Source organism: Bradyrhizobium sp. CCGUVB4N, from assembly GCF_024199945.1.
Taxonomy (GTDB): Bacteria; Pseudomonadota; Alphaproteobacteria; order Rhizobiales; family Xanthobacteraceae; genus Bradyrhizobium.
In genome coordinates this window covers 4,569,902-4,596,862 of sequence record NZ_JANADP010000001.1, presented here as the reverse complement: position 1 = coordinate 4,596,862, position 26,961 = coordinate 4,569,902, and the positions used below count along the sequence as shown (strand labels likewise).

Sequence of the window (26,961 nt, the reverse complement as noted above, 5' to 3'; positions counted from 1 at the left end):
TCCTCTTGAGCCGCCGTGGCTCGCCCGGATCCGCGCCGGAGGTGTTCCGAAACCGCGCAATGCAACGAGTAAGGCCGTTTTGATTCCGATCGGGCCGGTCTCAAGCAAAAATCAAGCGCATCTCAAGGACAAATCGTCTCACCACCCCCATCTCCGAGCATGCTCCCGGCGACAAATGTTGGAGCCGGCGTCGCGACAGTCCGCTTGCGGAGCGCGATACCGATCGCAGTCACCAGATGCACAGCTAGGATCCTGGTCTGCGGCCGGAACTGACGGCGCAGCTTTCCACAGGTGCTCGAATGAAAAGACGCGAGTTCATCTCGTTGATTGGTGGAGGACTGGTCTGGCCTGCGATCGCACGGGCGCAGGGCGGAGCCAAGCTGCATCGCATCTTCTGGGTCTCGACTGAGTCCGAACCGGATCCCTTCCTGGACGGCTTTCGCGAGGGAATGCGCGCGCTGGGATACGTCGAGGGCAAGACCGTAACCTTCGAGACGCACTATGCCCCTGGAAATCCGCAGGCACTGCGCAAGATCGTCTCCGAGTTGCAGCGAGGGGATATCGACCTTGTGGTCTCGAGCGGTCCGGCGACACGCGCCATGACCGCGGTCACCGACATCCCCGTGCTGTTTGCACTGAGCGGTGACCCCGTCGCATTGGGTGTGGTGAAGAGCCTAGCTCACCCCGGCACCAATTTCACCGGCAGCACGTTCCTGTCGCTCGAGCTGGCAGGAAAGCGCGTTGAGCTGCTCAAGGACATCTATCCAAAGCTGCGAAAACTGGCGGTCTTCTCGAACACGGATCATCCGGGAGAGCCACTGGAATGGCGTGCGACTTTGGAGTCGTGCCGGAATCTCGGCATCGAGGCTGCCTACGTTCCGTTCTGTGGCGCTCGCGAAATCGAGAATGGGTTGACCGCTGCCGGAAACGTGGACGCGGATGCTCTCCTCGTGTTTCCCGATGTTGTGACGCTGGTGCATCGTGCGAAGATTGCGGAGCTTGCAATCGCGCACCGGCTGCCTTCGATGTTTGGCTGGTCTGAATATTGTGACGCTGGCGGTCTCCTGAGTTACGGCGCAAACCAGCGCACGACCTACTTTCGGCTTGCCACGTATGCCGATCGCATCTTGCGCGGTGAAAATCCGTCAGATCTTCCGGTGATGCGCCCCGAGAAGTTTGAACTGGCAGTCAATCTGAAGACAGCCAGGCTTCTGGGCATCGACCTGGACGTGTCGTCGATCCTGTTTCGGGCCAGCAAGGTGATCTCCTGAGAGCATTGATGACCGACGGTGCTGCGCAGTCCTCTTCGTGTACGATGCCCCCGCGTCGCTCGCTGTTCTGCAAGTACTTCGCGACGTTGTTTGTCGCTGCCGTCGTGCCTTTGATACTGGGCGCGGCCGTCGAGGCGTCTTTCGGTTACCGGGACCAGCGCCGCCAGATCAGCGCGGTGCTGCAGGCCGATGCTCGCGCGGCGTCCGACAGGATCGAGGCGTTCACCGACGGCATCCGGGATCAGCTGGGTTGGATGGTGCAGCTTCCCTGGTCTGCCGGGGACGATGCGCAACATAAGATCGACGCCTTGCGCCTTCTCCAGCAGGTACCTGCAATCGTTTCGGTTTCGCTTCTGGATGAGGCCGGCACCGAGCGGATCTTTGTTTCCAGGCTGCATCTGAACAGGACCGGGCGCGGCATGGATATGTCTGCTGATCCCGCTGTTCTCGGCGCACGCGCCAACAAGGTCTGGTACGGGCCGGTTCAGTACCAGCGGGATTCAGAGCCCTATATGAGGATCGCGGTTGCCGGGAGCCTGCCGACCGCGGGGGTCGTGATCGCCGAAGTCAATCTGAAGCTGATCTGGGATGTCATCGCCGCCATTCGAATTGGCGAGACCGGCTACGCCATTGTTGTCGATGACTCCGGTCATCTGATCGCCCATCCCGACATCAGTCTGGTTCTGCGCGGCCGCGCCAGCTCGGGCAGTTTCGGCCGGATCAAGCATCTCGTTGGCGCGTCGAGCGGAGCCGCGGTGATAACCGGGGACCAAGGCAAGCCGGTGGTTGCGCTGTCCGTTCTAGCCGCCGATGTGGGATGGACTGTGATCGCGATGCAGCCGGTCTCGGAAGCCTTTGCATCAATTCACGCGGCGTTGTGGCGCTCGTCAATTCTGATTGCCTTCGGTCTTCTTGTCGCGCTGGCGCTCGCCTATTGGCGCGCGCACAGAATGTCCGGCCCGATCAAGCAACTGGAAGAGGGCGTGGAGCGGATCAGAACCGGACAATTCGAGCATCGCATCAGGATCTTCAGCGGTGACGAGTTGCAGCAACTGGCGTTGCGCTTCAATGAAATGGCTTCTGAACTGGCGATCTCGCAACAGAAATCTGCGCGGATCGAACGGCTGAAGCAGTTCCTGCCATCGCAGGTCGCCGAATTGGTCGAGCATTCTCACGAACTGCTCGAAGGACAGCGACGTGAAGTCGCCGTCATTTTTGGCGACTTGCGCGGCTTCACGGCGTTCTCCACGCGCAATGAACCTGATGTCATCATGAGCGTCATGCGCGAATACTACGAGGCCGTTGGTGCCGTGACGACTCGTCACGAGGCAACGCTCATCGGCTTTGATGGGGACGGAGTCATGCTCCTCGTCAATGCCCCGGTCGCATGCGAACAGCCGGCAACCCAAGCGGTCCGACTCGCGATCGACCTGCAAACGACGGTGCAGTCCCTTGCCGGCAAATGGTGCGACGCCGGCCACGCGATCGGCTTTGGCGTGGGCGTTGCGATGGGACCGGCAACGGTAGGAACGGTTGGTTATAACGGTCGGCTGGACTACACGGCGATGGGAGCCGTGGTGAATTTGGCGTCGCGGCTCTGCAATCTCGCGAAGGACGCGCAGATCCTGGCTGATCCGACGATCGCTGGAAGGGTAAGGGATAGCGTTCCGTTGGCATCGCTCGGGCAGCGACACATCAAAGGCTACGACCAGCCCCTCGAAGTCTTTGCTGTCGCACCTGCTGACCTGCCGTTGAAACCGCCGGCCTCTGGGCAACGCCGCCGAGAGAAAGAGCCTCAGGACCACTGATACCCCGGCGTCCGGACGGCTAGCGCGAGATGATCCGGAAGACGTTGAACGTCGGCGGGATGGCGGCGGGCTGACGCGTCGCTGATCGAGGTCATGCTATCGCGAAGCATTGGCATCCGCTGATGAGGCCTTGGTTGGCGCGACTGTCTGACGCCCGCGAGCGGCGATCAGTGCGGCCTTGATCCGTTGCTGCTCGGCGACGTCCATGAGCGGCGCCTTGCGCGCCGGCGGCAAATCGTGGACTGCAAGATAACCGCTCTTGTCGGTCGCTTTTCCGCCCTCGGCGAGAGATGCTTGTGCATCGAGCGGATTGCGAAGGCCAGCAGCGCCACCCGGGGTCGTCGCGCAACCTCCAAGCCCCAATCCGATGACGACCGGCAGCACAACAAACCGCATGATACCGCGCATGCCAAGCGCGGCCGGCAGACGACCGGCCTGCCCCTGTACCAAGGTGCAGTTGCCGGTCGCAGGTCGAGAGTAGCTACGCAACAACATGGCTGTGTCGAGTTGAAATGGGCGACTGGCGGGATCGCTGAGTCAGATCACCCGGCTCGGCATTAATTCTGGTCACCAAATCGCATCGAGGATGTTGGACAGGGCCTGCCGGCCCCCGCTCAGCACTGCTCCAGGTGCATCCATCACGCGCTCCAGAACCCCGGACCTGGCATAAGACAGCCTATCCTGTCGCTTGGTCGCGTTGGCCGGCTCGGCGACGGCAACATTCGGAGCTGGTGCCGGGCCGTAGATCACCGGCGGGGGTCCGCCCCAGGAAGGGGTCACGTCAGCCGCACTCGATCTCCAATTCCGATAGTCGACGTCGCCCCGTAGCTGGCCGAGCAATTTGGGCTTCTCGGCCGGCGCCGTGGAAGCGAGGCGCACCAACCTCTGGCGCCCGGCGGGTTCGACCTTGGCCTTTGCTTCCTTTTTCTGTTCAGCCGGGATGCCCGCGACCTTCGCCGGCGCCCGGTTGGCATCGACGTCGCGGTTCGAGCTCTCACGTGCCGGCTCCGCAGATGCCTTCTCGGCCTTCGGCTCCGTCGTCGTCGTCGTCAGGATATCGCGCGCTTCCGAGACACCAGTCTCGGGTTCGGCCGCACGCGTGCCGGGCGGGGACGTGGCTTCGTCGACCGGCTGATTGCCTTCCGTGGATATGGTTGTCACACCCGGCTGCGCGGTGGAATCTATTTCGGCTCCATCAGCTGGATCACGGCGAATGTCCTGACTGACCGCTGCCACATCGGGGCTGGATGCCGCCGGCTCTCCGCGCGACATGGACAAACCGCCGACGATCGCAAGCAGGAGCAATGCGTCCAGGAAACGAAAACGAGACCTGCGAAACCTCGGCATCTCAAAGGCGAGCCTGCGCGGAACGTACCTGAAGGCCGGCACGCGCGCACGCGGCGCGGCTGCGGCCGGTCGAACGAGCGAACGGCTCGCGTTCTCCTGCACCGCAGGCATGTCGAGATCGGCGTCCGGCGGCGTGTGAGACGCATCCGGCAAGGCCACCACTTCCGGCACGGTCACTTCCGACATGACCGCGGGAGCAGCGAGCAACTCGCGCGGCGTGGATTCAGGCTTGGATTCAATGGACGCGAGAAGCGCATGCACACGGCTCGGATCGCCAAACTCGTCGTCATTCGACACGATGACGCCGCTCCCATCGACCGGACGCTGGTCGCGGGCGCGTCCTAAGCCAAGGAGATGCGCGAGCGCCCTGAAGATGGGAAGCCACCAGCGCCGGCCCGGCGCGACCTCTGGGATGACTGACTCCGTATTGTGCATAATCTCGCCTCGACTGACGCGCTGAGCTGAACGTAACGGCAGCATTTGGGGTCGAAGCTGCGGCGTCTTTTCTGTCGAAATTTGTCCGTGCCGTGGCGGTATGTGTAGAGATATTAGCGCCCCGCCCTGCGACCTTCCCGCGGCGTAAACAAGCCGCTCCAACCTCAGGCGGCCGTAACGGTCGGCGTGAAGAGATAGCCCCCGAGGCGAATGGTCTTGATCAGCGTCGGCTCTCGCACGTTCGGCTCGATCTTCTGACGAACGCGACTGACGTGAACGTCGATGCTGCGCAGGAATGGCCCTGCCAAACCGGCATGCGTCAGCGAAAGGAGTTCTTCGCGCTTCAGCACCCGACCCGGGTTGGCGCAGAAGGCAAGCAGGATGTCGAACTCCGCCGTGGTCATGGGCATCTCGACCCTGTCGGGATCGTGAAGCTTGCGCTGCACCGGATCGACCCTCCAGCCTGCGAAGGTCATGCTGGCAGGCTGCCGGGCAACGCGGTTGGCGTAGGAGGCCCGGCGCAGGAGACTCTTGATGCGCGCCAGAAACTCGCGCGAGCTGAACGGCTTGGTGACGTAGTCATCGGCACCGAGCTCCAGGCCGACGATGCGATCGACATCGTCGCTGAGTGCTGTCAGCATCATGATTGGAACCGTTCCGGTCGAGCGCAGCCGGCGGCAGATGCTGAAGCCGTCTTCCCCCGGCAACATCCCGTCCAGGACGATCAGATCGAAGTCGTCGCGCCGCAGGACGTGATCCATCTCCGCGCCAGATCCGACGACGGAGGCAACGAGGTTCGCCTCGGTGAGCAGCTCGGCCAGCATGCGCGCGATGTCCCGGTCGTCCTCGACGAGGAGGATCCTGGCCGGCACCGCATAGTCGGTGCAATCGGGCGCGGTGGCAGCTTCCATCAGCCGGCCAATATCAGACTGCGGCCTTAAAAACAAGTCGACCGGTCGGTTTTTATTGTACCCGTTTGCAGCGCTCGCGGCCTCGCAGACTACTCAGCGCGTCGCCAGCACCACAGCCGCCAGCGTAAAGATCAGCCCGGCGATCTGCCCTGCCCCGAGCGGCTCGTGCAGCGCAAGCGCGGACGCCACCACGCCGATGACCGGCACGGCCATCGTCCCGATCGCCGCGACCGAGGCCGGCAGGCGGGCGAGTGCTGCGAACCAGCTGACGTACGCGATGCAAAATTGCACCACGGTCGAATAGACCAACAGCAGCCAGCCGATTGGTGTCACCTTGTCCAGATGCGAGGTCTCGATCAGGAGGCCGACGATCGAGATCGGCAGGCAGCCGATCCCGATCTGCCAGGCCGCGGCCGTGATCGGCGGCAGGTGGATCGGGTACTTCTTGGAGAAGACCGTGCCGACGGCAAAGCCGATCGCGCCGCACAGCGCCATGATGATGCCGGGCGCTTTCTCCGCACTGGCGGCGATGCCGTTGCCGCCCATGATCGAGGCGAGGCCGGCAAAGGCCATCACCAGCCCGAGCGTGCGCAGCAAGGTCGGCCGCTCTCCCAGCACGGGCCAGGCGATCAGCGAGGCCCAGACCGGCATGGTGTAGGCGATCAGTGCCGCCTCGCTCGCCGGCAGCCACAGCAGCGCGAGCCCCATCAGCACCATCCAGCCGGTGACGTTGAGGGTGGCGGCGGTGACCAGCCGCGGCCAGATCTGGGGCGCGACCTTCAGGCTGTCGCCGCGGACCAGGGCGAGCGCGGCCAGCAGCACCGCGCCGAGCACGCCGGTGACGCCGCGCAAGGTGAGCGGCGGCAGTTCGCCAAGCAGGAACTTTGTCACCGGCCAATTGAAGCCCCAGCCGATCGAGGTGATCGCGAGGAACATCAGGCCGGCCGGGGCGATGCGCGGTCGCGCATCCCGACGGGTCGAATCAAGCATGTGGGCAGTCCGGCAAAATCGAGGTCAGCTTGGCGCGGATTCGCAGGCGCGACCACCGCCTCGGCGGGCATGCCTGCCCTCTCCTTCCGTACCACTACGTGAGTCCCGCTGACGCAATCCCGTTGCCCAAAAATATACCTGCCCTGTGAACAGCGGGATGAAGGGTCCGTATCGTCACGGGATGCAAATTTTTTCGGTTGGGAATCCCTGAGGACTCACTGATACTTGGCTCAACAACAGGTGAGGGCTTGCCCCCTGTTATCCCCCGCAATCCACCATATTTAGTATTTGATTCAGGAACTCGCACTAGTTCTTGACGGGCGCAACGGAGAGTCCTAGCTTTCGGTCCGTTCGGCGCGAGTGAGTTTGCGTCCCGCCGGCACTCCCCCAAAGGGTCTCGCAAATCGCCACTCCGCCAGCCAGCCAAAGGCAGCGGGAAAGGGCTTGTCTGCCCGCGATAAGCGGACTTTTCGGGCGCCAGAACGGGCCGGCAACAGGCTCGGATGGCATCGGTAGACGTTGTGACGTTGTGGGGCGTTTGAACGCATGTCGGGCTCATCCCCTTGGGGGCGGATGTGTCTGGACATGCCGGCGGATGAGAGGTGCACACGCACCCGACATCCCCGGGAGAAACTGGGCCGGATCCACCGGCTGAACTGCGGTGCCCAAGGGCTGATCAGGCCTGGGTGGAAACGCGAAACGAAATAGCGACCCGGACGCCTTCAACGAGAGGCGGATCCGGTCAAAGATAAGGACGGGGCAAGACCATGCGGATTGAGCGGCGCCACACCACTTCGGGACAGTCACCTTATGCGGGAATCGAATTCCGCCTGACCACGTCGGAGATCAGGAATCCCGACGGCTCGGTTGTGTTCAAAATGGACGGCGTCGAGGTGCCGACCGAATGGTCGCAGGTCGCCTCCGACGTGCTCGCCCAGAAGTATTTCCGCAAGGCCGGCGTCGCGGCGCGCCTGAAGAAGGTCGAGGAAGAGTCCGTCCCCTCCTTCCTGTGGCGCTCCGTGCCCGACACCGAGGCCCTTGCTGCTCTGCCCGAGAAGGAGCGCTATGTCAGCGAGCTCTCGTCCAAGCAGGTGTTCGATCGTCTCGCCGGCTGCTGGACCTATTGGGGCTGGAAGGGCGGCTACTTCACGTCGGACGAAGACGCCCAGACGTTCTACGACGAGCTCCGCTACATGCTCGCCATGCAGATGGTCGCGCCGAACTCGCCGCAATGGTTCAACACCGGGCTGCACTGGGCCTATGGCATCGACGGTCCCGGCCAGGGCCACTATTACGTCGACCCCTTCACCGGCAAGCTGACCAAGTCCAAGTCGGCCTACGAGCATCCGCAGCCGCACGCCTGCTTCATCCAGGGCGTCGGTGACGACCTCGTCAACGAAGGCGGCATCATGGACCTCTGGGTCCGCGAGGCCCGCCTGTTCAAATACGGCTCCGGCACCGGCTCCAACTTCTCGCGCCTGCGCGGCGAAGGCGAGAAGCTGTCGGGTGGCGGCCGCTCGTCCGGCCTGATGAGCTTCCTCAAGATCGGCGACCGCGCTGCCGGTGCGATCAAGTCGGGCGGCACCACGCGCCGCGCCGCCAAGATGGTCGTCGTCGACGTCGATCACCCCGATATCGAGACCTATATCGACTGGAAGGTGAAGGAGGAGCAGAAGGTTGCCGCTCTCGTCACCGGCTCCAAGATCAACCAGAAGCACCTCAAGCTGGTGCTGAAGGCCTGCGTGAACTGCGAAGGCTCGGGCGACGATTGCTTCGACCCCGAGAAGAACCCAGCGCTCCGCCGGGAAATCAAGCTGGCTCGTCGCTCGCTTGTTCCCGATAACTACATCAAGCGCGTCATCCAATTTGCAAAACAGGGCTACAAGGACATCCAGTTCGACGTCTACGACACCGACTGGGATAGCGAAGCCTACCTCACGGTGTCCGGCCAGAACTCCAACAACTCGGTCTCGCTGAAGGACGACTTCCTGCGCGCTGTCGAAACCGATGGCGACTGGAACCTGAACGCCCGCACCTCCAAGAAGGTGACGAAGACGCTGAAGGCGCGCGACCTCTGGGAGAAGATCGGCTACGCCGCCTGGGCGTCGGCCGACCCGGGCCTGCACTTCAACACCACCATGAACGACTGGCACACCTGCAAGGCGTCCGGCGACATCCGCGCGTCGAACCCGTGCTCGGAATACATGTTCCTGGACGACACCGCCTGCAACCTGGCGTCCGCCAACCTGCTCACCTTCTACAACACCGAGACCAAACAGTTCGACGTCAAGGGCTACGAGCATCTCTGCCAGCTCTGGACCATCGTGCTCGAAATCTCCGTGATGATGGCGCAGTTCCCGTCGCGCGCGATCGCAGAGCTCTCCTACGAGTTCCGCACGCTCGGCCTCGGCTACGCCAACATCGGCGGCCTGCTGATGACCATGGGCCTCTCTTACGACTCCAAGGAAGGCCGTGCGCTCTGCGGCGCGCTGACCGCTGTGATGACCGGCATCACCTACAAGACTTCGGCCGAAATCGCGGCCGAGCTCGGCACCTTCCCCGGTTACAAGAAGAACGCCGCGCACATGCTGCGCGTCATCCGCAACCACCGCCGCGCCGCGCATGGTGAGGCCTCCGGCTACGAGGCCCTCTCCGTCAACCCGGTGCCGCTCGACCACGCCTCCTGCCCGCAACAGGACATCATCGCGCACGCGAGGGCGGCCTGGGATGCGGCGCTCGAGCTCGGCGAGAAGCACGGCTATCGCAACGCCCAGACCACGGTGATCGCGCCGACCGGCACGATCGGCCTGGTGATGGATTGCGACACCACCGGCATCGAGCCCGACTTCGCCCTGGTGAAGTTCAAGAAGCTCGCCGGCGGCGGCTACTTCAAGATCATCAACCGCGCGGTGCCCGCAGCGCTGCGCGCGCTCGGCTATCGCGAGAGCGAGATCGCGGAGATCGAAGCCTACGCCGTCGGCCACGGCTCGCTGTCCAACGCGCCCGGCATCAACGCCTCGACGCTGAAGGCCAAGGGCTTTACCGATGAAGCCATCGCCAAGGTCGAAAAGGCGCTTCCGACCGCCTTCGACATCAAGTTCGCCTTCAACAAGTGGACCTTTGGCGAGGATTTCATCCGCGACCAGCTCGGCATCGGTGCCGAGGCGATCGCGGCCCCCGGCTTCGACCTGCTCCAGGCCGTGGGCTTCACCAAGCGCGAGATCGAGGCGGCCAACGTCCACATCTGCGGCGCGATGACGGTGGAAGGTGCCCCGCACCTGAAGGCCGAGCACTACTCCGTGTTCGACTGCGCCAATCCCTGCGGCAAGATCGGCAAGCGCTATCTGTCGGTCGAGAGCCACATCCGCATGATGGCGGCCGCGCAGCCCTTCATCTCGGGTGCGATCTCCAAGACCATCAACATGCCGAACGACGCAACTGTAGAGGACTGCAAGTCCGCCTACATGTTGTCGTGGAAGCTCGCGCTGAAGGCCAACGCGCTCTATCGCGACGGCTCGAAGCTCAGCCAGCCGCTCAACTCGCAGCTCATCAGCGATGACGAGGACGAGGACGATGCGGTCGAGACGCTCTACGAGAAGCCGATGGCGGCACGTGCCACCCAGGTCTCGGAAAAGATCGTCGAGAAGCTGGTCGAGCGCATCATCGTGATGCGCGAGCGCGAGAAGATGCCGGATCGCCGCAAGGGCTACACCCAGAAGGCGGTCGTCGGCGGCCACAAGGTCTATCTCCGCACCGGCGAATATGACGACGGCCGTCTCGGCGAGATCTTCATCGACATGCACAAGGAGGGCGCTGCACTCCGCTCCTTCATCAACAACTTCGCCATCGCCGTGTCGCTCGGTCTGCAATACGGCGTGCCGCTCGACGAATATGTCGACGCCTTCACCTTCACCCGCTTCGAGCCGGCGGGCCCCGTGCAGGGCAACGACAGCATCAAGTACGCGACCTCGATCCTCGACTACGTCTTCCGCGAGCTCGCGGTGAGCTACATGTCGCGCTTCGATCTCGCCCATGTCGATCCGACCGAGTCGAATTTCGACGCGCTCGGCAAGGGCGTGGAAGAAGGCAAGGAGCCGGACGAGACCCATCACGCCACCAAGCTGGTGTCGCGCGGCCTCACCCGCTCCCGCACCGACAATCTCGTGGTGATGCGCGGCGGCTCGGCCGCGGTCGCCTCCGGCAGTGACAACGCGCCTGCCGGCGGCAGCAAGGTCACCGCTCTTGCCGGGCATGGTGCGAGCGCCCGGGTCGGCGATGTCCTGGAAGGCGCGGTCGCGCTGAAGCAGGAAGTCAGCCACGACCTCTCCCCCACGGAGAAGCTCGAGGCCCTGCAGTGGAGCAAGGCCGGCAGCGCGGCCACGACCGCAGCCCCCAGCAAGGCCGAGCGCCGCGCGGAAGCCAAGGCCAAGGGCTACGAAGGCGAGATGTGCTCAGAGTGCGGCAACTTCACGCTGGTGCGGAACGGCACCTGCATGAAGTGCGATACTTGCGGCAGCACGACGGGGTGTTCGTGAGGGGGTAGCAGGTCACGACGATCGTTAGACCCGGGCTTATCCCGGACGAAGGGCGGCCGAGAGGCCGCCCTTCTCTATTTGCGCACGGCTGCGGGAGCGCCGTGTCGCCCGGATGTCGCGTATGCTCCACCCGGGCCATTCGCTCTTCACCGCTCATCGTTCGCCACCGCATTTCGACGCGCTTGTCGTGCAGCTTGCTTCGCCGCCCTTCTCGCAACCCAACGCGCGCGAAACTGTGTCGCGGCACGAAAGGTCCGCGGTGCGATGACCTGAACTGCCAATGAGGCGATCCCAGCGACCACCCCTTTGACCACGTCGAAAGCGAAATCGGGGCCAAAATACTCCCACATGACCCTGCCTCCTTCTCGCGAAGGCTCCGCCGGGCTGGAGTGGGCAGATTGCGAACATAAGAAAGGCCCCGTCCTCACCGGCGGGGCCTCAAGACAACTCCTGCACGCCTTGTTCAGCGCACGCGAAATCTCTCGGTACACCCGCTCATGGTGGACTCGATGATCCAGCTGCAAAGCATGGCCGTGCGATGAAAAACGCCCATAGCGATAACCCAGTCGTTGCGGAATGCGGAGGCGCCAAGTGCGCAATACCAAGCGTGCGCACGAGGGGCCGTTTGGCCGCAGATAAACAGACGGGACGGCCGCCGTCTGTGGGACAATTCACAATTGCGGTACGACTTTTTTTGGGCGCTGTGCGATTTGGCCCGACCGCTGCGCCGGCCAGAATTCGCACAGTCGGCCAGCCCGTAGGATGGGTAGAGCACTTGCGAAACCCATCATTCCACGACGAACATTGATGGGGTTCGCTTCGCTCTATCCATCCTACGAGCTATTACCGCTCCCGCATCACGGCATCTCGGACATCGACACGTTGGCCGCGATTCCGCTCAGCTCGCGCACTGGTGCGGCAATCTCCTCATTGGGGGACTCGCCGACCGAGATTTCCGTCATTCTGCGTTTGACCTCTTCACATGTCTTGCGGACGTCCTCCGTGAAGAGCGCGCATTCTTCGATGCGCTTGAATATCTTGCGTCCCTCTGCACGATAGCCCGCGGCCGTTTCGCGCATGAAGGCAATCGCATCATGGACCTGGGCCGTCAGCACCTCGCATTTTTGCGCGGCGTCGATCAACTCGGTGCCCATGGCCTCGATCTCTCTTGCAGCGGATTCATAGTCGCGAATGACCGCCTCTGCACTGAGCGCGCCGACGCGCGTGACGCCCTCGGTGTGCTCGACGTAATCAGGCAGAGCAACTGAAGCGATCGAGCTTCCGTGGCGGATCGATGAAATGTCCGCCTCGAGTTGAACCAGGTTCACTCCTTCGTGCCTGCGCAATTGTCCGACACTTGCCATGATTGACCCTCCCAATACGCACCCCGCACCCCAAACGACACTCAGTGTATGACGTGGATAAGTGGCATTACTAATCCAATCTGTCGTTGACAGTCTCAACTTTGCCATTTTTCTCCGCCTGCCAACGCGGCACGCGGGGATGATGGGTGTCACAAGCGTTCAACCACCCGTATTTGCGGTTCGCGAAGATGATGGGAATTGCGGTGACAGCCCGTAGGATGGGTAGAGCACTTGCGAAACCCATCATTCCACGACGGACATTGATGGGTTTCGCTTCGCTCTACCCATCCTACGAGCTAAACTCCGAACCTACCGGCATGGGTTCCGATGGGCCCGGTAGAAGCGGAGTCGAGTTATGCCCAAACCGGAAAGCTTCCCGATCGAGAAGATCTTCGTTCCCACGAAGCAGAAGAAAGCGATCAGGCCCGAGAGCGTCGCGGAGATCGCGGAAAGCATTCTGGACATCGGACAACAGGCCCCCATTTCCGTTCGGCTCGACGGAGACCGCCTCGTTCTGGTCGAGGGACTGCATCGGCTCGAAGCCTGCAAGGCGCTCGGCGAGACAACCATTCTCGGCGTCCTGGTCCCGGCCGAGCTTGCTCAACACAAGGCCCTGCTGTCCGACGGACCCGAAGTCGAGGCGGAGCGCCTCAAGATGGCGCGATTGAAACAGTTGCGCCTCGAGAGGGAAGCCGCAGAGGCATCGACGGCTGCCGCGAAGCGCGTCAACGCAACGGAAGCGCCGCGCACCCGTTCGACGCAAGGCGCCCGCGACAATCCGAAGGCATCAGCGGGCCGGACCGCGAAAGCGCCACCGAAATCATTGTCGGCCTGGATCACGCAGCAAAAGGGCAGCGGCGGCCGCTATTGATTGCGGGCTCCGAATTGCGGTGACAGTGCCGGAGCCTCGATCCGCCCCCGTGGCCGCCACAATTTCTCCTTCGCACGCGCGTTGTGTTGGACGACGGTGAGGCCTATCCTTCCTGCGATCGGACTGCCGTTAGCGCCCGACTGGATGGAGCGTGCATCGGTGCCTGAAGCGGACGACCCCAAACCCGATCCCCAAAAGCCTGAGGCCCCCAAGCCGAACGAGGGGCGCGCCGATGGCGGGCTGGCGCGGGCCCTTGACCAGATCAAGAGCGCCGAGGAAGACCTTGCGCGGCTCGACCGGCTGGTTTCCGGAATGGAACGCGGCGGCGAAAGCTCGCGGGCCTCGCAGGCAAGCGGCAGTGCGAAGGCGGCCAAAACTCCCGAGAACAAGCCTCCCGAGAACAAGACTCGCAGGGACATCGTGCCGGCACGAGCTAGCACGGTCCGCAATCAAGGCCTGAGGGGAGATCGGCCCATGCTGCGTGCTTTGGTTATCCTCGTGCTCGCGATCGGCCTTCTCGGTGCCGCCTTCGCTTCGCAATATCGCGATGAGGCCAAATCATTCAGCAAGTCGATCATGGCGCGATGGGCGCCACCCGCCGGTCAGCCGCCACGAGTGTCCGCGGTCGAACGTCCGGCGCAACCGCCGGCCGTGCAACTGGCTGCGGCCGATGAGCCAACGCCCGTGCCGGCGCCGCCGCCCGCCAAGGAACCGGAAATCGCTCCAAAAGCTGACGCTTCAAAAGCTGACGTTCCAAAAACGGACGCGCCAAAAACCAGCGCCCAGGCGGCCGACCCATCATCGTCCGACCTCGCGCAATCGCTCAAGACCATCACCAGCGAGCTTGCGGCCATCAACGGAAAGCTCGAGCAACTGAAAGGCCGCAGCGAGCAGACGCTGCGCGAGCAGGCCGACACCATTCAGCAGCTCAAGACGGCGCAGGAGAAGGATGCAGCGGACAACGCGCGCCTCGCCGCGCAGGTCCAGGCGCTGCAAACACAACTGACGGCTCCGCCTGCGTCTGCATCCGCGAAACCCGTCGCGCGGAGCGTGGTGAGCAACGACACGGCTGCACCGGCACGGCCGCACGTGCAAGCGGCCGCACCGCCCCGCCGGCCCAGGCCTCCGTCGCGAGGACACTGGATGCCCCCGCCCTATATGATGGATCCTTACGGCGATGCGGATTGGTGAGCTCGCGTTCACGGCCATCAGCCCTGGTGCTATGCTACACACGCCCCATGCCAAGCAAAAGCAAGCGCCTCCTCCCTCGCCTCAGCGTCCGGCGGGGTACCCGGTGGGTGCGAAAGACGTTCGCGCGAGCGCCGCGAATGGTTCGGATCGCCTGCACGGCAGCGATCCTGCTTGCGGCCGCAGCGCTCCTGAACCTCGCCTATCACGTCATCCGCAAGCCGACAGAGCTGTTCGTCCTCATCGGCAATTCCCTCGACAAGGAGCCGGCCGAAAACTGGCGCCAATACGGCCCGCTGTTTCGCACCTACTCCACCGCGACGATCACGCCCGAATTGCTGGCGGCCCTTGCGCAGGTCGAGAGTTCGGGCAATCCGGTGGCGCGCACCTATTGGCGCTGGCGATGGAGCATCAATCCGCTCGCGATCTACCGGCCCGCCTCGTCCGCCGTCGGCCTCTACCAGATGACCGATCCGGCGCTGAGCGACGCCGCGCGGTTCTGTGTGCGCGGCAATTTGGTGACTGACAACGGCTGCGGTTCGACCTTCCTCTACACCCGCGCGATCCCGAGCCACGCGATCGAGCTCGCCTCGGTGTATCTGGATCGCCAGGTGGCTGACGTCCTCGCCCGCGCCGGCGATGTGAAGGCCACGGCGCAGCAAAAACAGGACCTCGCCGCCTTCATCCATCTTTGCGGCGGAGGTCCCGCCACCGCCTATGCGCGCCGCCACTTTCAGATGATCGCCACCGAGCGCTGCGGCGATCATCTCGTTGCAAGCTATGTCGCGCGGGTCAACGCAATGAAGCGGCAGTTTCAGCGGCTTGCGGCGGATGACGACAATTGACGCGTAGGATGGGTAGAGCTCTTGCGAAACCCATCATTCCACGACGGCACTTGATGGGTTTTCCTGTTACCCGTTCTGGCCCGGACGCCGGGCAGCAAAGACCTCCTTGGCGGCGAACAGGCCGTTGAGCGCTGCGGGAAAGCCCGCATAGACAGCCATCTGCATGATGACCTCGGTGATTTCGTCCTTGGTCAGCCCGACATTCAGCCCCGCCGCGATATGGACTTTCAGTTGAGGTGTCGCGGTACCCATCGCCGTCAGCGCTGCGATGGTTGCGACTTCGCGGGCGCGCAGGTCGAGGCCGGGGCGGCAATAAATGTCGCCAAACGGAAACTCGAAAATATAGTTTGCGAAATCGGGAGCGATATCCGCCAGCGCAGCAATGACGTTGTGGCCAGCTTCGCCGTCGATGTCAGCGAGCGCCCGCTTGCCGCGTTCCAGCCGGCTTTCGCCGACGCTCGGGGATTGATGCTTCATATTCTCTCATCCTCTTGTCCTCGCCGGTGTATCCGGCGATTTTGGTGTCGAGGACGAAAAGGCAGGCCTGCAGATCGGCCACTTGGGCGCGAACTTTTTCGCGATGCTGTTCGAGCAAGGCGCAGCGTTCCGCTTCCGTGCCGACGCCACGCTCCCGCAAGGCTGCATAATGCAGCATGTCCCGAATAGGCATTCCGGTTGTCTTGAGACGGCCGAGAAATTCTATCCAGGTCAGGATCGATGCGTCGTACTCGCGTTGGCCCGATTGGTCCCGCTCAGCGTGGGGAAGCAACCCGATCCGCTCATAGTATCGGATGGTGTGGGTCGACAGCCCCGAACGTTTTGCCAGTCCACCAATCTTCATGAACGCCCTTCTTTCGTCACGACGCACGGGAAGCTACCGGTTAGAGCGCACTCTAAGTCAATAGGGAAAATGCGCCGGTCGCTAGGCACCAGCTCCAATGTCCTAGGATGGTAGAGCACTTGCGAAACCCATCAATCATGGCGGCGCTTGATGCGTTTCGCTTTTGCTGTCGCCTACCTCGCCACGCCGACCACAGCCGCCGCCATCTTCCTGTTGCCCTCGACGCTGAGATGACGGCCGTCGGGACCGACGCTGCCCGGCTGCCGCCAGACCGACATGTAGGTTCCCCAGACGTCGACGACGCGAATGCCGCGGGCCTTCAACTGGCTCTTGATGGCCGCGATGTTCTCCATGGCCTTGACCGGGCTCATATTGTGCCTGACGTCATTGGCGGGGTTGTCGCAGAGGATGACGAGCTTGGTCCCCGCAGGAACGACGCTCGGCGTACGGGCAAGCGTCTGATCGGTGGTCTCGCCCCACACGCCGGCATTGACGACATGAACCTGAGATCCCTTGGCGCGCAGCAAGCCTTCCAGCACCGCCGGCCACATTTCGGATTCGGAGACGTTGCCGTGGACCGCGCTGTGGCCGAGCGCCACGATCTGCGCGGACGCAGGATTGACCGTGGCAACGACGATGGCCGCAACGGCAAGGAAGAACATTCGCAAACTCGAACAATTCATGGCGCCCTCCAATGATTTTTCAAAATAGCGTCGATCGGGGCCGAATGAATACCCCGACGAGATCAGCAACCCATGTTCGCCAGTCCGCGCACGTTTGGCAACTCTCCTTCCGGATATCCGGCCTTGGAGAGCGTAGCCCGTAGGATGGGTAGAGCTCTTGCGAAACCCATCATTCCGCGACGACTGTTGATGGGTTTCGCTTCGCTCTACCCATCCTACGGCTTCTACGGGTGCCGATCAGACCGTCGCCTCCGTATCCGGCGCGGACCCCTTCCCGCCGTCCGAGGCTCGCTGCCGGCTTCCGGCCATGAAGATGTCGTGCACAAGCCCGAGCTTCCCAAGCCCCAAAATGATCAGGCCGTTGATGTCGATCTCGTACCATGCGTGCGAGAGATAGGCGTCGCGCGGGAAGCGATGATGGTTGTTGTGCAGACCTTCGCCGAAGGTGAGGATCGTCGTCACCAGCTCGTTGGTGGTGCCGTCGTTGAGCTCATAGCGGCGATAGCCCCAGCGGCCATCGCTATGGCAGACCGAGTTGACCAGCGACGTCGCCATGGTCATGAGGTAGCTGCGGAACAAGCCGGAGAACAGCACGCAGCCGATCATCGTGTGCACGCCGCCGAAGGCATAGCCGATGCCGCCGGGAATGATCAGCGCCGACAGCGCGTACCAGTACCAGCGCGTCCGCGTGAAGAACATCGCGATCGGGTCGGCCAGGATATCCCGGGCATAGTATTCGGCATCGGTGGTGGCGCGGTCCCACACCCAATTGCCTAGCGCGTGCCCCATCCCCTTGGCGAAGGAGGCGATGCGATAACCGTCGCCGTCATAATAGGGGCTGTGGACGTCGCCGGGCTTGTCGGAGTGAAGGTGGTGCCGCCGGTGGTTGCTCGCCCATTTGAGGATCGAGCCCTGCACCGCCATCGTGGCGATCGCGGCGAGGATCGCCCGCATCACCGGACCCGCCCGATAACTTCGATGCACGAAGTAGCGGTGCATGAAACCGATCCCCATCGTGGTCAGCATGAACATGCCGGCGAAGACCGAAATCTCCACCCGGCCGATCCCATACGTGAAGGCCCAGATCAGCGCGCCGATCGAGCCTCCGATCATCAGGGCGAACGAGATGTAGGAATCGCGAAATTTCGCGTCGACCACCGGGCCATCGACCAGCACGCCGGGCGGCATTTTCGGGGCTGCGGATTGCTCCGATGCAACGCGCTCAATTACGGTCATTCCAGCCGATCCATTCCTAGAAAATCGTCGCTTTCGCAACGCAAGGTATAGACGGGGGGAATGTCAGGCAAGGCCGGGGGAGCGCGGAGCCGGAACCCGAATCGGACGTGGTTAGCAGGTGTGGCCGGGATGGCGCGTCAGCGTCGATGCCGTAGGGTGGGCAAAGGCGCAAAGCGCCGTCCCCACGATCTCATTGATGCGGATAGAACAGGTGGGCACGCTCCGCTTTGCCCACCCTACGAGAGCCAAGAATTGCTGCGCACTACCACCAATACGGCCAGCGCCATCCCTCGTACCGAACATATGACGGCACGATCGGCGGGCCATAGGGATCGACGCGGTCGTCTTCGGGCCGATAACGATAGCGCGGAACGACATTGTAATCCCACGGCGTTGGCCGCAGCACGGGCGCCGTGACGATGAGCCTCTCTTGCGGTGCGCGAACGACGACGGCCTTCCGCGTCTTGGCCTCAGCACCTGACATCCCGAGGCTGCACAGCACCCCGGCCGTTCCGAGCGCACACGCGACAGTCTTGATCTTCATGCGTTGGTCTCCTTGCCCGGCAAGAGTGCAAAAGGACGCAAAGCAAGGCAAGCGAATTTCGATCACGACTTGGTAGCGGCGCAGCCCGTAGGATGGGTAGAGCGTCAGCGAAACCCATCATTCCACGACAACACTTGATGGGTTTCGCTCCGCTCTACCCATCCTACGCGGCCACGAAGCCGTAGGGTGGACAAAGGCGCACTTGCGCCGTGCCCACCACCTCTCTCCGTCACAAAAAGTCCGTGGGCACGCTTTCGCTTTGCCCAACCTACGAGACATTCGCTTCCGTGAAGCCGCGCTCCGCCTACCCCGCCCGTTGCGGCGCGTTGATATCCTTCAGGCTCGCGTCGCCCTGATGGACCGCGAGAATGTTGATGCCGAGCCCGAACGGCTTGTAGCCGTTGTCGGCGAGCCATCGCTCGAGTTGCGGGATGTCCGTCTTGATCTTCTCGATCAGCAGCACCGGGTGATATTTGTTGATGGTCTCCCGGGCGCCGCTCAGCGCCTCCATCTCCATGCCCTCGATATCGATCTTGATGAAATCGACGCGCGGCAGATTGAGCTCGTCCAGCGTCATCTTCCGGACCAGAACGGTGTTGTCGGTATAATTGATCTGCTGGCCGATGAACTCATTGTTCGGACGCTGCTGCAATTCCAGGCTGCCGAAGCTGGACGGCGTAAAATAGTCCGGATTCGGGATTTGCAGCGTACCGGCTTCGGACGATACGGCCGCGTGCACGGCCAGCGCATTGAAGCAATTGTTGATGGCGATGTTGCCGGCGAGCGCATAGTAGATCCGCTCCTGCGCCTCGATCGCGATCACCGAGCCCCAGCCCGTCATTGCGGACGCCCATTCGATCGTGTGCACGCCGATATTGGCGCCGCAGTCGATCGCGATCACGCCGTCGCCGTGGTGCTTGCGCCGCAAGGCCAGCAGCTCGAGCGCGACCTTGACTTCGCCGGGATCGAAGGCGGCGCCCTCGAGGAGCTGAAACCCGACACCGTAGCCGCGGTCAGGGGCGACCATGCGATAGTCGAATCGATTGACGATCATCGTCCCATGGCTGGTCGAAGCCATGACAAAGGCCAGCTTTTGCCCCGCGATCGGCATTGCAGAATCTCCCCCAATGATTCGATGCCACTCTATCCCAATACCTGCTTGCGTGAAGCTTGCCCCGACATTGGACACGAACGCAGCGACCCGTTCACCGCGGCATCCCCGCAGAATTACGCAGCGCAACAACCGCGTGGCCGACGTCCATTTTCGAATGATCGCGCAACCGTGAAGACCAATTCAAACGGCGCTGTGAACCGATTGTCCCCCTCACACGCCACAGATGCAGGTGGACATATTGCTTCTCCAGGGCGTTCCGCCCCGAGATTGCAGAAGCAACATTGCAGACATTGGTAGCCCAACAGCGGGCGTCCATCCGAGCTGGCTGATTATTTAGAGCGTTTGCAGTCAAAGTCATTTGCTCATGGAGGGATCACCATGCGTGCGAAAATGCTTGCTGCTTTTGTATTTTTAGTTGTTTGCGCGTCCGGCACCGCGGCTCACGCCGGGCCTCCTCCCCGAACGTTTCTGGTCGTCCTGGAAGAAATGGCCGCACGGTGGTTCGGGCGTACGGCTACAGAGCTGAAGCTCTCACCGACTGTGCAGAGGCTGGAGACCGCGCCGTTGACGCGGCCGCTAGGCAATTATCACAGTCCATACGAAACGCAGAACTTCCGCCAACCGGATGAGTTCGTCCGGCAACTTGCCATTCCCAAGCAAGATCTCACTCTTGCTGCGCCAGCCCAGGATTCCACTGCCTCGGCCGACAAAACCAGCAAGGCCGGGCCCCTGATCGGTGGTTCCATTACAGGTACCGGGACCTACTGCCTGTTGTCGGGCACCTGCCCCGGACAACGCGGAAAATGAAAATTGAGACAAGCCTAAGACTTCGGGCGCAGGCTCAAACTGCCGACGATTGTCCGCATCGTCGGCAGTTTTGAAGGCGCCAGACCGCGGTCAGCCCCGAATTCTTGTGCTCAAATACGCTCCGCATCCCTGTTCTTGCTGCGGGAAATCTTGAAATGGCGGGCTGGGGCTGGCACCTCGTTTTCGTGATCGTCGCGACCGTCGCGGTATTTTACGTGGCAGGCCGCTTGAGAAAGCAGCACGCCGGCGAGCTCTATTTGATCTGGTACATCAACTCGTTTTTCTTTTTGCTTTTCTTTGCATTGGAAATCGTCGCGGCAAAGAACAGCGCCCACCTTGCTGCGGTTTGTAAACCCTACGAAGCGACATGCGCAGCGATTGTCGATTACCTCACGAACGCCAGGGACGAGGTGATTTTCATCGGCGCCATCGTCGGCGTCTTTGTCGGTCCCCAATTGCTGACATATGTACTTGCCGGGATATCCGGGGCCGCGATCGCCCCGAAGTTCGTCTGGCAAATCGAGCAATTCGTCGTCTGGAGTTTGATCAAGTTCATTGCCGCTCTAGCGGGCATTCGCAGCGCGACGCCGTTTGCCAAGCTTGTCACTCACCGGCCCGTCGAAATTGCCGACTTTATTCCCGGTCTCATTTTCATCGCTGCCGCATTTGGTTGGGCAGGTCTGCATTTCGACTTGCATGCGCAGCGAGACGCGCTATCTCGTCAGCTCACCGGGCAGAAGCCCAGTTGGCCTGTTCGGCAAGCCGTGAGGATTCACGACTACTTTACGCGGAACGCCCGCCAACAATAGCCTCGCCTTCGCGCATCACATCTCCAATGGCCGCCGGGCCTGGCGGCCAACAGGATCCCCCTCATGACCGATGTCCTCCGTATCGCGGCCTTCTCCGACGGCAACACCGGCGGCAATCCCGCCGGCGTCTGGATCGGCGAGGCGTTGCCGGATGCAGCGGCGATGCAGGCAATCGCAACCGAGGTCGGCTTTTCGGAAACGGCCTTTGCCGCACCCGAGGGCGAGGCCTGGCGCGTGCGATACTTTTCGCCGGCGATGGAGGTGCCGTTCTGCGGCCACGCCACCATCGCGCTCGGTGCGGCGCTTGCGCATCGCTACGGCGATCGCAGCTTTGGGCTGCATCTGAACGATGCCGACATTTCCGTCTCGGGGCAGCGCGACGGCACCACCATCGCAGCCGCGCTGCAGTCGCCGCCGACACGCAGCACGCCGCTCGATGCGTCGCTGCGGGATGCGTTGCTGGATCTGTTCGGTTACGCCAGCGGCGATCTCGACCAGAAACTGAGCCCTGCGAAAATTCACGGCGGCGCCGATCATGCCCTGCTGGCGTTGCGATCGCGCGAGGCGCTCGCGCGCATGAATTATGAGTTCGAACGGGGCCGCGCGCTGATGGAGCAAGCGGGCCTGGTCACCATCGCCCTGGTGACGGTGGAAACGCCGCGGCTGTTTCATGTTCGCAATGCCTTTGCCGCCGGCGGCGTGGTCGAGGATCCCGCGACGGGTGCGGCCGCCGCAGCGTTCGCAGGTTATCTGCGCGACATCGGCTGGCCGCACGGCGGCGCCATCGACATCGTCCAGGGCGAAGACATGGGCGCGCGCTCGCTGATCCGCGCGGAGATCGGCGCGGCCAAGGGCAGCTCGATCCGGGTGTCGGGCACGGCGCGGTTCATGGAGGGGTAGTGCGTCGGGGTGCAGCCCTCAACCATCGCAGCTGCCCACCCTGCCATGATGCACCTGTTTTGCCCGACGGGTCAAATGTTATTCCGATTCGCCGAAATTCAAAACCCGCGAGCATTTCTACTGTGCATGGGGTTGTTTTCGTGAAAATTGATCTGCATCAAGACCGCCGAGGCGTTTCCCTTCCAGGATCGAGACCAGCATGAATGATTCCACACATTGTCCCGCCTGCCAGTCGGAGCACGCCTATCAGGATCGCGATCTCTGGATCTGCCCGGAGTGCGGTCATGAATGGAGCGCCGCGGCGGGTGCGGAAGCGGCTGCACCTGATGAAGGCGGCGTGCGCGACGCCCATGGCAATGCGCTCAGCGATGGCGACAGCGTCATCGTGATGAAGGACCTCAAGGTCAAGGGCTCGTCTTCGGTCGTCAAGGGCGGCACCAAGGTCCGCAACATCCGTCTCCAGGACGCCACCGACGGCCACAACATCGCCTGCAAGATCGACGGCATCGGCGCCATGAACCTGAAGTCGGAGTTCGTAAAGAAGGCCTAACCCGCCCCACCGCTCGGCAACGCGTCATACCCCTGCGCGCTGAACGCACACCGCGATAGGCGAACCCACCCGATGCAGCTAGGATGACACGCAAGGGCACGCAGCCCGGCTGCATCATGAGGGGGTTCCGTCCATGTCGAAGAAGCCGTCACTCGACCACGACTATCATCCGAAAAAGGATCGGCTCGAGATCACGATCAAGCACTACGCCCTGGACAAGAAGTCCGATCGCGAGGGGCTGATCAAGCACATCCTGCACCGGCTCGAGAAGTCACCGGCGCTGGCGAAGGCGACCGTCAAAAAAGCAAAGAAGAAGCCCGGCAAGCTGCCGAAATCCCCGGTCAAGGGATCGCGGCTGGTCCAGGTCGGCGATTAGAGTAGCTTCGCACGCGCGGCCTTGTGAGGCGCTTCACAAGCGCCGCACCTCCCCTGTGGTAACTTGCCGCATACTTTACAACCATAGGGAGGTCGTCATGCATTTCCGTCAGTTCATTCTGGCCGCGTCGCTCGTCGTGGCCCCGATCGCATTCGTCGGCAGCGCACCGGCGAACGCCGCACAGACCTGTCGCTGCACCGACATCGTCTTCCCGAGCGGCGCCTGCTCCCGCTATGGCAACTGCACCACGCTCGAAATGGTCGTCCCCGGCGGCGAGCCCAAGCCGATCCGCAGTCTGAAGGCATGCCCGGCGAAATCCCAACTGCTGGTCTGCGATTTCAACAGCTGCACCGTCACCTGCAGCCCGCCGGCGAAGAGCGGCTAGTCGCGGCGCCCTCTATCTCTCCCGTGACGCGAGATGGAATTCGCAAGCACCGGCGTGAGCCCTTTAGCCGCGCCGGCGAATGCCGTTTGCTTGCCGGTGTGTCAAATTCACTACATTCGGCCGAGACAACCTGAGGTATTTTCGCAGGCGTTTTGATCCGGAAGTTGGAATTGCCTCATGAAAAGACTGACGCTTGCCGCGGGCCTGACAATCATTGGACTGACCGGCGCCCAGGCGGCCGATCTGGCTGCCCGGCCCTATGTCAAGGCTCCGCCGATGGCTGCGGTCTACGACTGGACCGGATTCTATGTTGGCGGCAATGTCGGTTATGGCTGGGGTGAAAATACCGATCCCCGTCTCAGCCTGGTCAATCCCGGCAACGCGGGAAACATCACGACGTTTCTGACCACCGGCTTTCCGGGCTTCGTCAGCGGAAATCAATTCCCGAACCTCAACCCGAATGGCGTGTTTGGCGGGCTTCAGTTCGGTTACGACAAGCAATTCGGCCAATGGGTGGTCGGCGCCGTCACGGACATTCAAGCCGCGGATTTTCGCGCCAGTCGCCTGGTGACGACTTCGGCGGTGACCACGGCCGCGAACGTCGATGAAAGCCTGTCGGCCAAGATCAACTGGTTCGGCACGTTGCGCGGGAAGGTCGGCTACGCCGCCAATGATTGGCTGTTCTACGGCACCGGCGGCCTTGCCTACGGCCGGACGGAAAGCAGCATCGGATTTGCGTGTACCCCGGGCGGCGTTGCTTGCGCCGGCATCAATTTCGTCGGGAGCGCTGCCGAGACCCGCGTGGGCTGGAGCGCCGGTGCGGGCGTCTCGAAAGCCTTCGGAAACTGGAACGTCGGGCTCGAGTACCTTCATGTCGATCTCGGGCGCTCGTCGGTCACGGCTGTTGACACGACCGGCCTCGCGCCCACGACGACAATCACGCAAGGCCAGCGCTTTGTCGTCGACACGGCACGTCTGACGCTCAACTACAAGTTCGGCAGCACGCCGCTCGTCGCCAAATACTGAGCCGGCTGCGCCTCAGCTCTGTCGCTGCGCCAGATAGAACCCGCACAGCACCGTGACGAGGCCGGCGGCCTGCAGCGCCGTCGGCGGCTCGCCGAGCAGCAACCATCCGGTGAGCAGCGTCAGCGCCGGCACACAGGCCGGAAACACCGCCGCGCGCGCGACACCGAGGCGCTGCACCGAGACCGCAAACAGATAGAGCGCGGCAGGACCGGCGAGCACGCCCTGCGCCAGCGCCTGGATCGCGTTCTCGGTGATGCCGATCGCGGCGACGTGGGCGAGACCGACGGTCGCGATGTAGATCGGCAGCAGCAGCAGCGACAGCACGTTGATGACGAGCGCGGCCGACACCGCCGAGACGCGCCAGTGGCGCAGCAGCGCGCCGAAGCCGGCGAACATCAGGCCGGTCAGCACGAAGATCAGATCGCCCTGCACGCCGTCGATGCCGATATGGCCGATCGATTCCGCGCCGATCACGCCGAGCCCGCCGACGATCACGATCGCCCCGGCCAATCGCGAGGCGGAGATCCGCTCCTTCAGGAACAGCGCAGCCAGCAACAGGCCGCCGAGCGTCGCGCAGGACGGCTGGATCACGCTGCCATGGCCGAGCGGCACGAACAGGAACCCCGTGTAGGAGATCAGCGACATCACGGGGCCGCCGAGCACCATCAGGGCAAGCCCCCTCGCCCAGCCGATGCCGCAGAGATCGGAGACGCCGGCGCGCAGCACCAGCGGCAGGAAGGCGATGCCCGACCAGACGTAGCGATGCACCAGGAGATCGACCGGCGTGAAGCCGACCTTCAGCCCGTGCCGCGTGCCGGCAAAGCCGAGCGCCCAGAACAGCGCAGCCGACAGCCCGCAGACGACGCCGATTAGCGCTTGCGTCGCATCGTTCGTTTGAGTGAGAGCGTCAGCGCCGCTCGTTCGCTGATCCATGGGCCCAAGCCTTATGTCAGTGCGCCGATCGGCTCAACCCACGCAGCTGCAGGGCTGGCACGCGATGATCCAATCATCGCGTCTCCTCACCAAAGACCATGCGCCATCCCTTGCGCGTATCCATGTATTCCCTGACCTCGCGGATGCGATTGCCCGCCACCGTGAACACGAAGCAGTAGTCGTTCTCGTAAGCCTTGCCACCGGCGAGCGTCGCACGCATCCGTTCCTCCACGATGACGGTGTCACCGTCGGCATAGACGCCGCGAAAGGCGATATCGATCCCGGAGAACATCTTGTGCATCTCCTGCGCGATGAAGCGCGCGATCTGCTCGGCGCCGACCATGTGGTCGGTGTGGTCGAGCGCGACGGCCGTGGCGTTGCCCTTTGGCGCGATCCACTCGGCATCCTCCGTGAACAGCGCCGCGATGCGCTCGATGTCGCGCGACGAAAAGGTTTTCCAGGCGGCGATCACGATGTCCTTCGGGCTGGTCACGGCGCGCTCCCTCGCTTGCGTTGATGTGAGGATGTGCCTTCTAGGCCGCGAGAAGGTCCGCGGCTCGCCACAATCGGACTCGGTCATCCCGCGGCACTTTCGTCGGCGCCGGCATGCGCTATCATCCACCGATGCTGAGCTTCGAGACCTGCAACGCCGCGCGGCTGCGCCGCGATCCCCGCTATGACGGCCGGTTCTTCACGGCGGTGAAGACAACGGGGATCTATTGCCGGCCGGTCTGCCCCGCCAAGCACCCGCTGACACGCAACGTGGCCTACTACCCGACCGCAGCGGCGGCGGAGGCTGCCGGCTTCCGGCCCTGCCTGCGTTGCCGTCCCGAGACCGCGCCGTTCTGTCCGGCCTGGAACGGCACGCGTTCGACGGTCGCGCGCGCCATGAAGCTCATCAATGAAGGTGCGCTCGACGCGGCCTCGGTGGTGACGCTTGCGACGCGGCTCGGCATCTCATCGCGTCATTTGGCGCGGCTGTTCGAGCGCCATGTCGGCGCGACGCCACAGCAGCTTGCCAAGACGCTTCGCGTCCAGCGCGCCAAGCGCCTGCTCGATGCCGGCGAGCACACCATGACGGACATCGCGTTCCAGTCCGGCTTCGGCAGCCTGCGGCGCTTCAACGCCGCCTTCGCCGAGCTCTATGGCCGTTCGCCATCAAGCTTGCGCGCAGTACGGAGAGTGTGATCGC

27 protein-coding genes are annotated in these 26,961 nt (G+C 63.0%); 14 read left to right on the top strand and 13 right to left on the bottom strand.

What is annotated here, in order from left to right; genetic code table 11:
• The first annotated feature begins 299 nt into the window (after positions 1-299).
• On the top strand, positions 300-1,271 hold the full coding sequence (locus NLM31_RS20905; RefSeq protein WP_254193481.1) for an ABC transporter substrate-binding protein: 972 nt from the start codon (positions 300-302) through the stop codon (positions 1,269-1,271).
• An 8-nt stretch (positions 1,272-1,279) separates the two neighbouring features.
• On the top strand, positions 1,280-3,079 hold the full coding sequence (locus NLM31_RS20900) for an adenylate/guanylate cyclase domain-containing protein (RefSeq protein ID WP_254193480.1): 1,800 nt from the start codon (positions 1,280-1,282) through the stop codon (positions 3,077-3,079).
• Between the two features lie 96 nt (positions 3,080-3,175).
• Here NLM31_RS20900 and NLM31_RS20895 read toward each other — a convergent pair whose 3' ends face one another.
• From NLM31_RS20895 to NLM31_RS20880, 4 genes are all read right to left on the bottom strand, one after another.
• Positions 3,176-3,574, bottom strand: coding sequence for a hypothetical protein (locus NLM31_RS20895; RefSeq protein WP_254193479.1), 399 nt, complete (start codon positions 3,572-3,574; stop codon positions 3,176-3,178).
• A 72-nt stretch (positions 3,575-3,646) separates the two neighbouring features.
• Positions 3,647-4,906: a hypothetical protein gene (locus NLM31_RS20890; protein WP_254193478.1), complete on the bottom strand. Its 1,260-nt coding sequence runs from the start codon at positions 4,904-4,906 to the stop codon at positions 3,647-3,649.
• Between the two features lie 119 nt (positions 4,907-5,025).
• Positions 5,026-5,772 (bottom strand): response regulator, encoded by a 747-nt coding sequence (locus NLM31_RS20885; protein WP_254193477.1) that lies wholly within the window; start codon positions 5,770-5,772, stop codon positions 5,026-5,028.
• A 93-nt stretch (positions 5,773-5,865) separates the two neighbouring features.
• The gene (locus tag NLM31_RS20880; protein ID WP_254131159.1) at positions 5,866-6,762 is read right to left on the bottom strand and encodes a DMT family transporter; all 897 of its coding nucleotides are present in this window, start codon (positions 6,760-6,762) and stop codon (positions 5,866-5,868) included.
• Positions 6,763-7,529: 767 nt separating this feature from the next.
• Here NLM31_RS20880 and NLM31_RS20875 point away from each other — a divergent pair.
• The gene (locus NLM31_RS20875) at positions 7,530-11,297 is read left to right on the top strand and encodes a vitamin B12-dependent ribonucleotide reductase (RefSeq protein WP_254193476.1); all 3,768 of its coding nucleotides are present in this window, start codon (positions 7,530-7,532) and stop codon (positions 11,295-11,297) included.
• An 857-nt stretch (positions 11,298-12,154) separates the two neighbouring features.
• On the opposite strand, the gene NLM31_RS20870 is transcribed toward NLM31_RS20875, so the two are convergent.
• On the bottom strand, positions 12,155-12,769 hold the full coding sequence (locus NLM31_RS20870; protein WP_254193475.1) for a hypothetical protein: 615 nt from the start codon (positions 12,767-12,769) through the stop codon (positions 12,155-12,157).
• Between the two features lie 247 nt (positions 12,770-13,016).
• Here NLM31_RS20870 and NLM31_RS20865 point away from each other — a divergent pair, with 247 nt between their 5' ends.
• From NLM31_RS20865 to NLM31_RS20855, 3 genes are all read left to right on the top strand, one after another.
• A complete protein-coding gene (locus NLM31_RS20865; RefSeq protein WP_254193474.1) occupies positions 13,017-13,532 on the top strand; it encodes a ParB N-terminal domain-containing protein in 516 nt (171 codons plus the stop codon).
• A 312-nt stretch (positions 13,533-13,844) separates the two neighbouring features.
• Positions 13,845-14,723: a hypothetical protein gene (locus tag NLM31_RS20860; RefSeq protein ID WP_309143697.1), complete on the top strand. Its 879-nt coding sequence runs from the start codon at positions 13,845-13,847 to the stop codon at positions 14,721-14,723.
• 47 nt (positions 14,724-14,770) lie between these two features.
• A complete protein-coding gene (locus NLM31_RS20855; RefSeq protein WP_254193472.1) occupies positions 14,771-15,565 on the top strand; it encodes a transglycosylase SLT domain-containing protein in 795 nt (264 codons plus the stop codon).
• Positions 15,566-15,631: 66 nt separating this feature from the next.
• Here NLM31_RS20855 and NLM31_RS20850 read toward each other — a convergent pair whose 3' ends face one another.
• The 6 genes from NLM31_RS20850 to NLM31_RS20825 all read right to left on the bottom strand — a co-directional run bounded on the left by NLM31_RS20850 (position 15,632) and on the right by NLM31_RS20825 (position 19,980).
• Positions 15,632-16,042: a carboxymuconolactone decarboxylase family protein gene (locus NLM31_RS20850; protein WP_254193471.1), complete on the bottom strand. Its 411-nt coding sequence runs from the start codon at positions 16,040-16,042 to the stop codon at positions 15,632-15,634.
• Positions 15,978-16,406 (bottom strand): MerR family transcriptional regulator, encoded by a 429-nt coding sequence (locus NLM31_RS20845; protein ID WP_254193470.1) that lies wholly within the window; start codon positions 16,404-16,406, stop codon positions 15,978-15,980. Before NLM31_RS20845 ends, NLM31_RS20850 begins: the two co-directional genes overlap by 65 nt.
• A gap of 173 nt (positions 16,407-16,579) precedes the next feature.
• Positions 16,580-17,089 (bottom strand): GDSL-type esterase/lipase family protein, encoded by a 510-nt coding sequence (locus tag NLM31_RS20840; protein ID WP_254193469.1) that lies wholly within the window; start codon positions 17,087-17,089, stop codon positions 16,580-16,582.
• 237 nt (positions 17,090-17,326) lie between these two features.
• Complete coding sequence (locus NLM31_RS20835) at positions 17,327-18,325, bottom strand: acyl-CoA desaturase (RefSeq protein ID WP_254193468.1); 999 nt, start codon at positions 18,323-18,325, stop codon at positions 17,327-17,329.
• A 262-nt stretch (positions 18,326-18,587) separates the two neighbouring features.
• The gene (locus NLM31_RS20830; RefSeq protein ID WP_254193467.1) at positions 18,588-18,869 is read right to left on the bottom strand and encodes a hypothetical protein; all 282 of its coding nucleotides are present in this window, start codon (positions 18,867-18,869) and stop codon (positions 18,588-18,590) included.
• Between the two features lie 304 nt (positions 18,870-19,173).
• Complete coding sequence (locus tag NLM31_RS20825; protein WP_254193466.1) at positions 19,174-19,980, bottom strand: FkbM family methyltransferase; 807 nt, start codon at positions 19,978-19,980, stop codon at positions 19,174-19,176.
• Between the two features lie 381 nt (positions 19,981-20,361).
• Here NLM31_RS20825 and NLM31_RS20820 point away from each other — a divergent pair, with 381 nt between their 5' ends.
• The 7 genes from NLM31_RS20820 (at position 20,362) to NLM31_RS20790 (ending at position 24,836) form a co-directional block, all read left to right on the top strand.
• Positions 20,362-20,790: a hypothetical protein gene (locus NLM31_RS20820; RefSeq protein WP_254193465.1), complete on the top strand. Its 429-nt coding sequence runs from the start codon at positions 20,362-20,364 to the stop codon at positions 20,788-20,790.
• A gap of 155 nt (positions 20,791-20,945) precedes the next feature.
• Positions 20,946-21,599, top strand: coding sequence for a hypothetical protein (locus tag NLM31_RS20815; RefSeq protein WP_254193464.1), 654 nt, complete (start codon positions 20,946-20,948; stop codon positions 21,597-21,599).
• A 63-nt stretch (positions 21,600-21,662) separates the two neighbouring features.
• Positions 21,663-22,499 (top strand): PhzF family phenazine biosynthesis protein, encoded by an 837-nt coding sequence (locus NLM31_RS20810; RefSeq protein ID WP_254193463.1) that lies wholly within the window; start codon positions 21,663-21,665, stop codon positions 22,497-22,499.
• A gap of 199 nt (positions 22,500-22,698) precedes the next feature.
• A complete protein-coding gene (locus NLM31_RS20805) occupies positions 22,699-23,049 on the top strand; it encodes a zinc ribbon domain-containing protein YjdM (RefSeq protein WP_254131146.1) in 351 nt (116 codons plus the stop codon).
• Between the two features lie 133 nt (positions 23,050-23,182).
• On the top strand, positions 23,183-23,425 hold the full coding sequence (locus NLM31_RS20800; RefSeq protein ID WP_254131145.1) for a hypothetical protein: 243 nt from the start codon (positions 23,183-23,185) through the stop codon (positions 23,423-23,425).
• 97 nt (positions 23,426-23,522) lie between these two features.
• Positions 23,523-23,810, top strand: coding sequence for a hypothetical protein (locus NLM31_RS20795; RefSeq protein WP_254193462.1), 288 nt, complete (start codon positions 23,523-23,525; stop codon positions 23,808-23,810).
• 177 nt (positions 23,811-23,987) lie between these two features.
• A complete protein-coding gene (locus NLM31_RS20790) occupies positions 23,988-24,836 on the top strand; it encodes an outer membrane protein (RefSeq protein ID WP_254193461.1) in 849 nt (282 codons plus the stop codon).
• Positions 24,837-24,848: 12 nt separating this feature from the next.
• On the opposite strand, the gene NLM31_RS20785 is transcribed toward NLM31_RS20790, so the two are convergent.
• A complete protein-coding gene (locus tag NLM31_RS20785) occupies positions 24,849-25,769 on the bottom strand; it encodes a DMT family transporter (RefSeq protein WP_254131142.1) in 921 nt (306 codons plus the stop codon).
• Positions 25,770-25,842: 73 nt separating this feature from the next.
• Complete coding sequence (locus NLM31_RS20780) at positions 25,843-26,262, bottom strand: nuclear transport factor 2 family protein (RefSeq protein WP_254193460.1); 420 nt, start codon at positions 26,260-26,262, stop codon at positions 25,843-25,845.
• Between the two features lie 113 nt (positions 26,263-26,375).
• On the opposite strand from NLM31_RS20780, the gene NLM31_RS20775 reads away from it, so the two are divergent.
• Positions 26,376-26,957 carry a bifunctional transcriptional activator/DNA repair enzyme AdaA gene (locus NLM31_RS20775; protein WP_254193459.1) on the top strand — a complete coding sequence of 194 codons (582 nt, stop codon included), beginning with the start codon at positions 26,376-26,378 and terminating at the stop codon, positions 26,955-26,957.
• Positions 26,958-26,961: the final 4 nt, after the last annotated feature.

What these genes read in the sequence shown, in the direction of transcription:
- NLM31_RS20805 (WP_254131146.1), top strand. Translation starts at nt 22,699, where the DNA reads ATGAATGATTCCACACATTGTCCCGCCTGCCAGTCGGAGCACGCCTAT.
- NLM31_RS20905 (WP_254193481.1), top strand. Translation starts at nt 300, where the DNA reads ATGAAAAGACGCGAGTTCATCTCGTTGATTGGTGGAGGACTGGTCTGG.
- NLM31_RS20895 (WP_254193479.1), bottom strand. Translation starts at nt 3,574, where the DNA reads ATGTTGTTGCGTAGCTACTCTCGACCTGCGACCGGCAACTGCACCTTG.
- NLM31_RS20875 (WP_254193476.1), top strand. Translation starts at nt 7,530, where the DNA reads ATGCGGATTGAGCGGCGCCACACCACTTCGGGACAGTCACCTTATGCG.
- NLM31_RS20880 (WP_254131159.1), bottom strand. Translation starts at nt 6,762, where the DNA reads ATGCTTGATTCGACCCGTCGGGATGCGCGACCGCGCATCGCCCCGGCC.
- NLM31_RS20815 (WP_254193464.1), top strand. Translation starts at nt 20,946, where the DNA reads ATGGCGGGCTGGGGCTGGCACCTCGTTTTCGTGATCGTCGCGACCGTC.
- NLM31_RS20800 (WP_254131145.1), top strand. Translation starts at nt 23,183, where the DNA reads ATGTCGAAGAAGCCGTCACTCGACCACGACTATCATCCGAAAAAGGAT.
- NLM31_RS20900 (WP_254193480.1), top strand. Translation starts at nt 1,280, where the DNA reads ATGACCGACGGTGCTGCGCAGTCCTCTTCGTGTACGATGCCCCCGCGT.
- NLM31_RS20775 (WP_254193459.1), top strand. Translation starts at nt 26,376, where the DNA reads ATGCGCTATCATCCACCGATGCTGAGCTTCGAGACCTGCAACGCCGCG.
- NLM31_RS20860 (WP_309143697.1), top strand. Translation starts at nt 13,845, where the DNA reads ATGGAACGCGGCGGCGAAAGCTCGCGGGCCTCGCAGGCAAGCGGCAGT.
- NLM31_RS20785 (WP_254131142.1), bottom strand. Translation starts at nt 25,769, where the DNA reads ATGGATCAGCGAACGAGCGGCGCTGACGCTCTCACTCAAACGAACGAT.
- NLM31_RS20855 (WP_254193472.1), top strand. Translation starts at nt 14,771, where the DNA reads ATGCCAAGCAAAAGCAAGCGCCTCCTCCCTCGCCTCAGCGTCCGGCGG.
- NLM31_RS20840 (WP_254193469.1), bottom strand. Translation starts at nt 17,089, where the DNA reads ATGAATTGTTCGAGTTTGCGAATGTTCTTCCTTGCCGTTGCGGCCATC.
- NLM31_RS20830 (WP_254193467.1), bottom strand. Translation starts at nt 18,869, where the DNA reads ATGAAGATCAAGACTGTCGCGTGTGCGCTCGGAACGGCCGGGGTGCTG.
- NLM31_RS20890 (WP_254193478.1), bottom strand. Translation starts at nt 4,906, where the DNA reads ATGCTGCCGTTACGTTCAGCTCAGCGCGTCAGTCGAGGCGAGATTATG.
- NLM31_RS20790 (WP_254193461.1), top strand. Translation starts at nt 23,988, where the DNA reads ATGAAAAGACTGACGCTTGCCGCGGGCCTGACAATCATTGGACTGACC.
- NLM31_RS20835 (WP_254193468.1), bottom strand. Translation starts at nt 18,325, where the DNA reads ATGACCGTAATTGAGCGCGTTGCATCGGAGCAATCCGCAGCCCCGAAA.
- NLM31_RS20795 (WP_254193462.1), top strand. Translation starts at nt 23,523, where the DNA reads ATGCATTTCCGTCAGTTCATTCTGGCCGCGTCGCTCGTCGTGGCCCCG.
- NLM31_RS20825 (WP_254193466.1), bottom strand. Translation starts at nt 19,980, where the DNA reads ATGCCGATCGCGGGGCAAAAGCTGGCCTTTGTCATGGCTTCGACCAGC.
- NLM31_RS20870 (WP_254193475.1), bottom strand. Translation starts at nt 12,769, where the DNA reads ATGGCAAAGTTGAGACTGTCAACGACAGATTGGATTAGTAATGCCACT.
- NLM31_RS20820 (WP_254193465.1), top strand. Translation starts at nt 20,362, where the DNA reads ATGCGTGCGAAAATGCTTGCTGCTTTTGTATTTTTAGTTGTTTGCGCG.
- NLM31_RS20810 (WP_254193463.1), top strand. Translation starts at nt 21,663, where the DNA reads ATGACCGATGTCCTCCGTATCGCGGCCTTCTCCGACGGCAACACCGGC.
- NLM31_RS20865 (WP_254193474.1), top strand. Translation starts at nt 13,017, where the DNA reads ATGCCCAAACCGGAAAGCTTCCCGATCGAGAAGATCTTCGTTCCCACG.
- NLM31_RS20885 (WP_254193477.1), bottom strand. Translation starts at nt 5,772, where the DNA reads ATGGAAGCTGCCACCGCGCCCGATTGCACCGACTATGCGGTGCCGGCC.
- NLM31_RS20850 (WP_254193471.1), bottom strand. Translation starts at nt 16,042, where the DNA reads ATGAAGCATCAATCCCCGAGCGTCGGCGAAAGCCGGCTGGAACGCGGC.
- NLM31_RS20845 (WP_254193470.1), bottom strand. Translation starts at nt 16,406, where the DNA reads ATGAAGATTGGTGGACTGGCAAAACGTTCGGGGCTGTCGACCCACACC.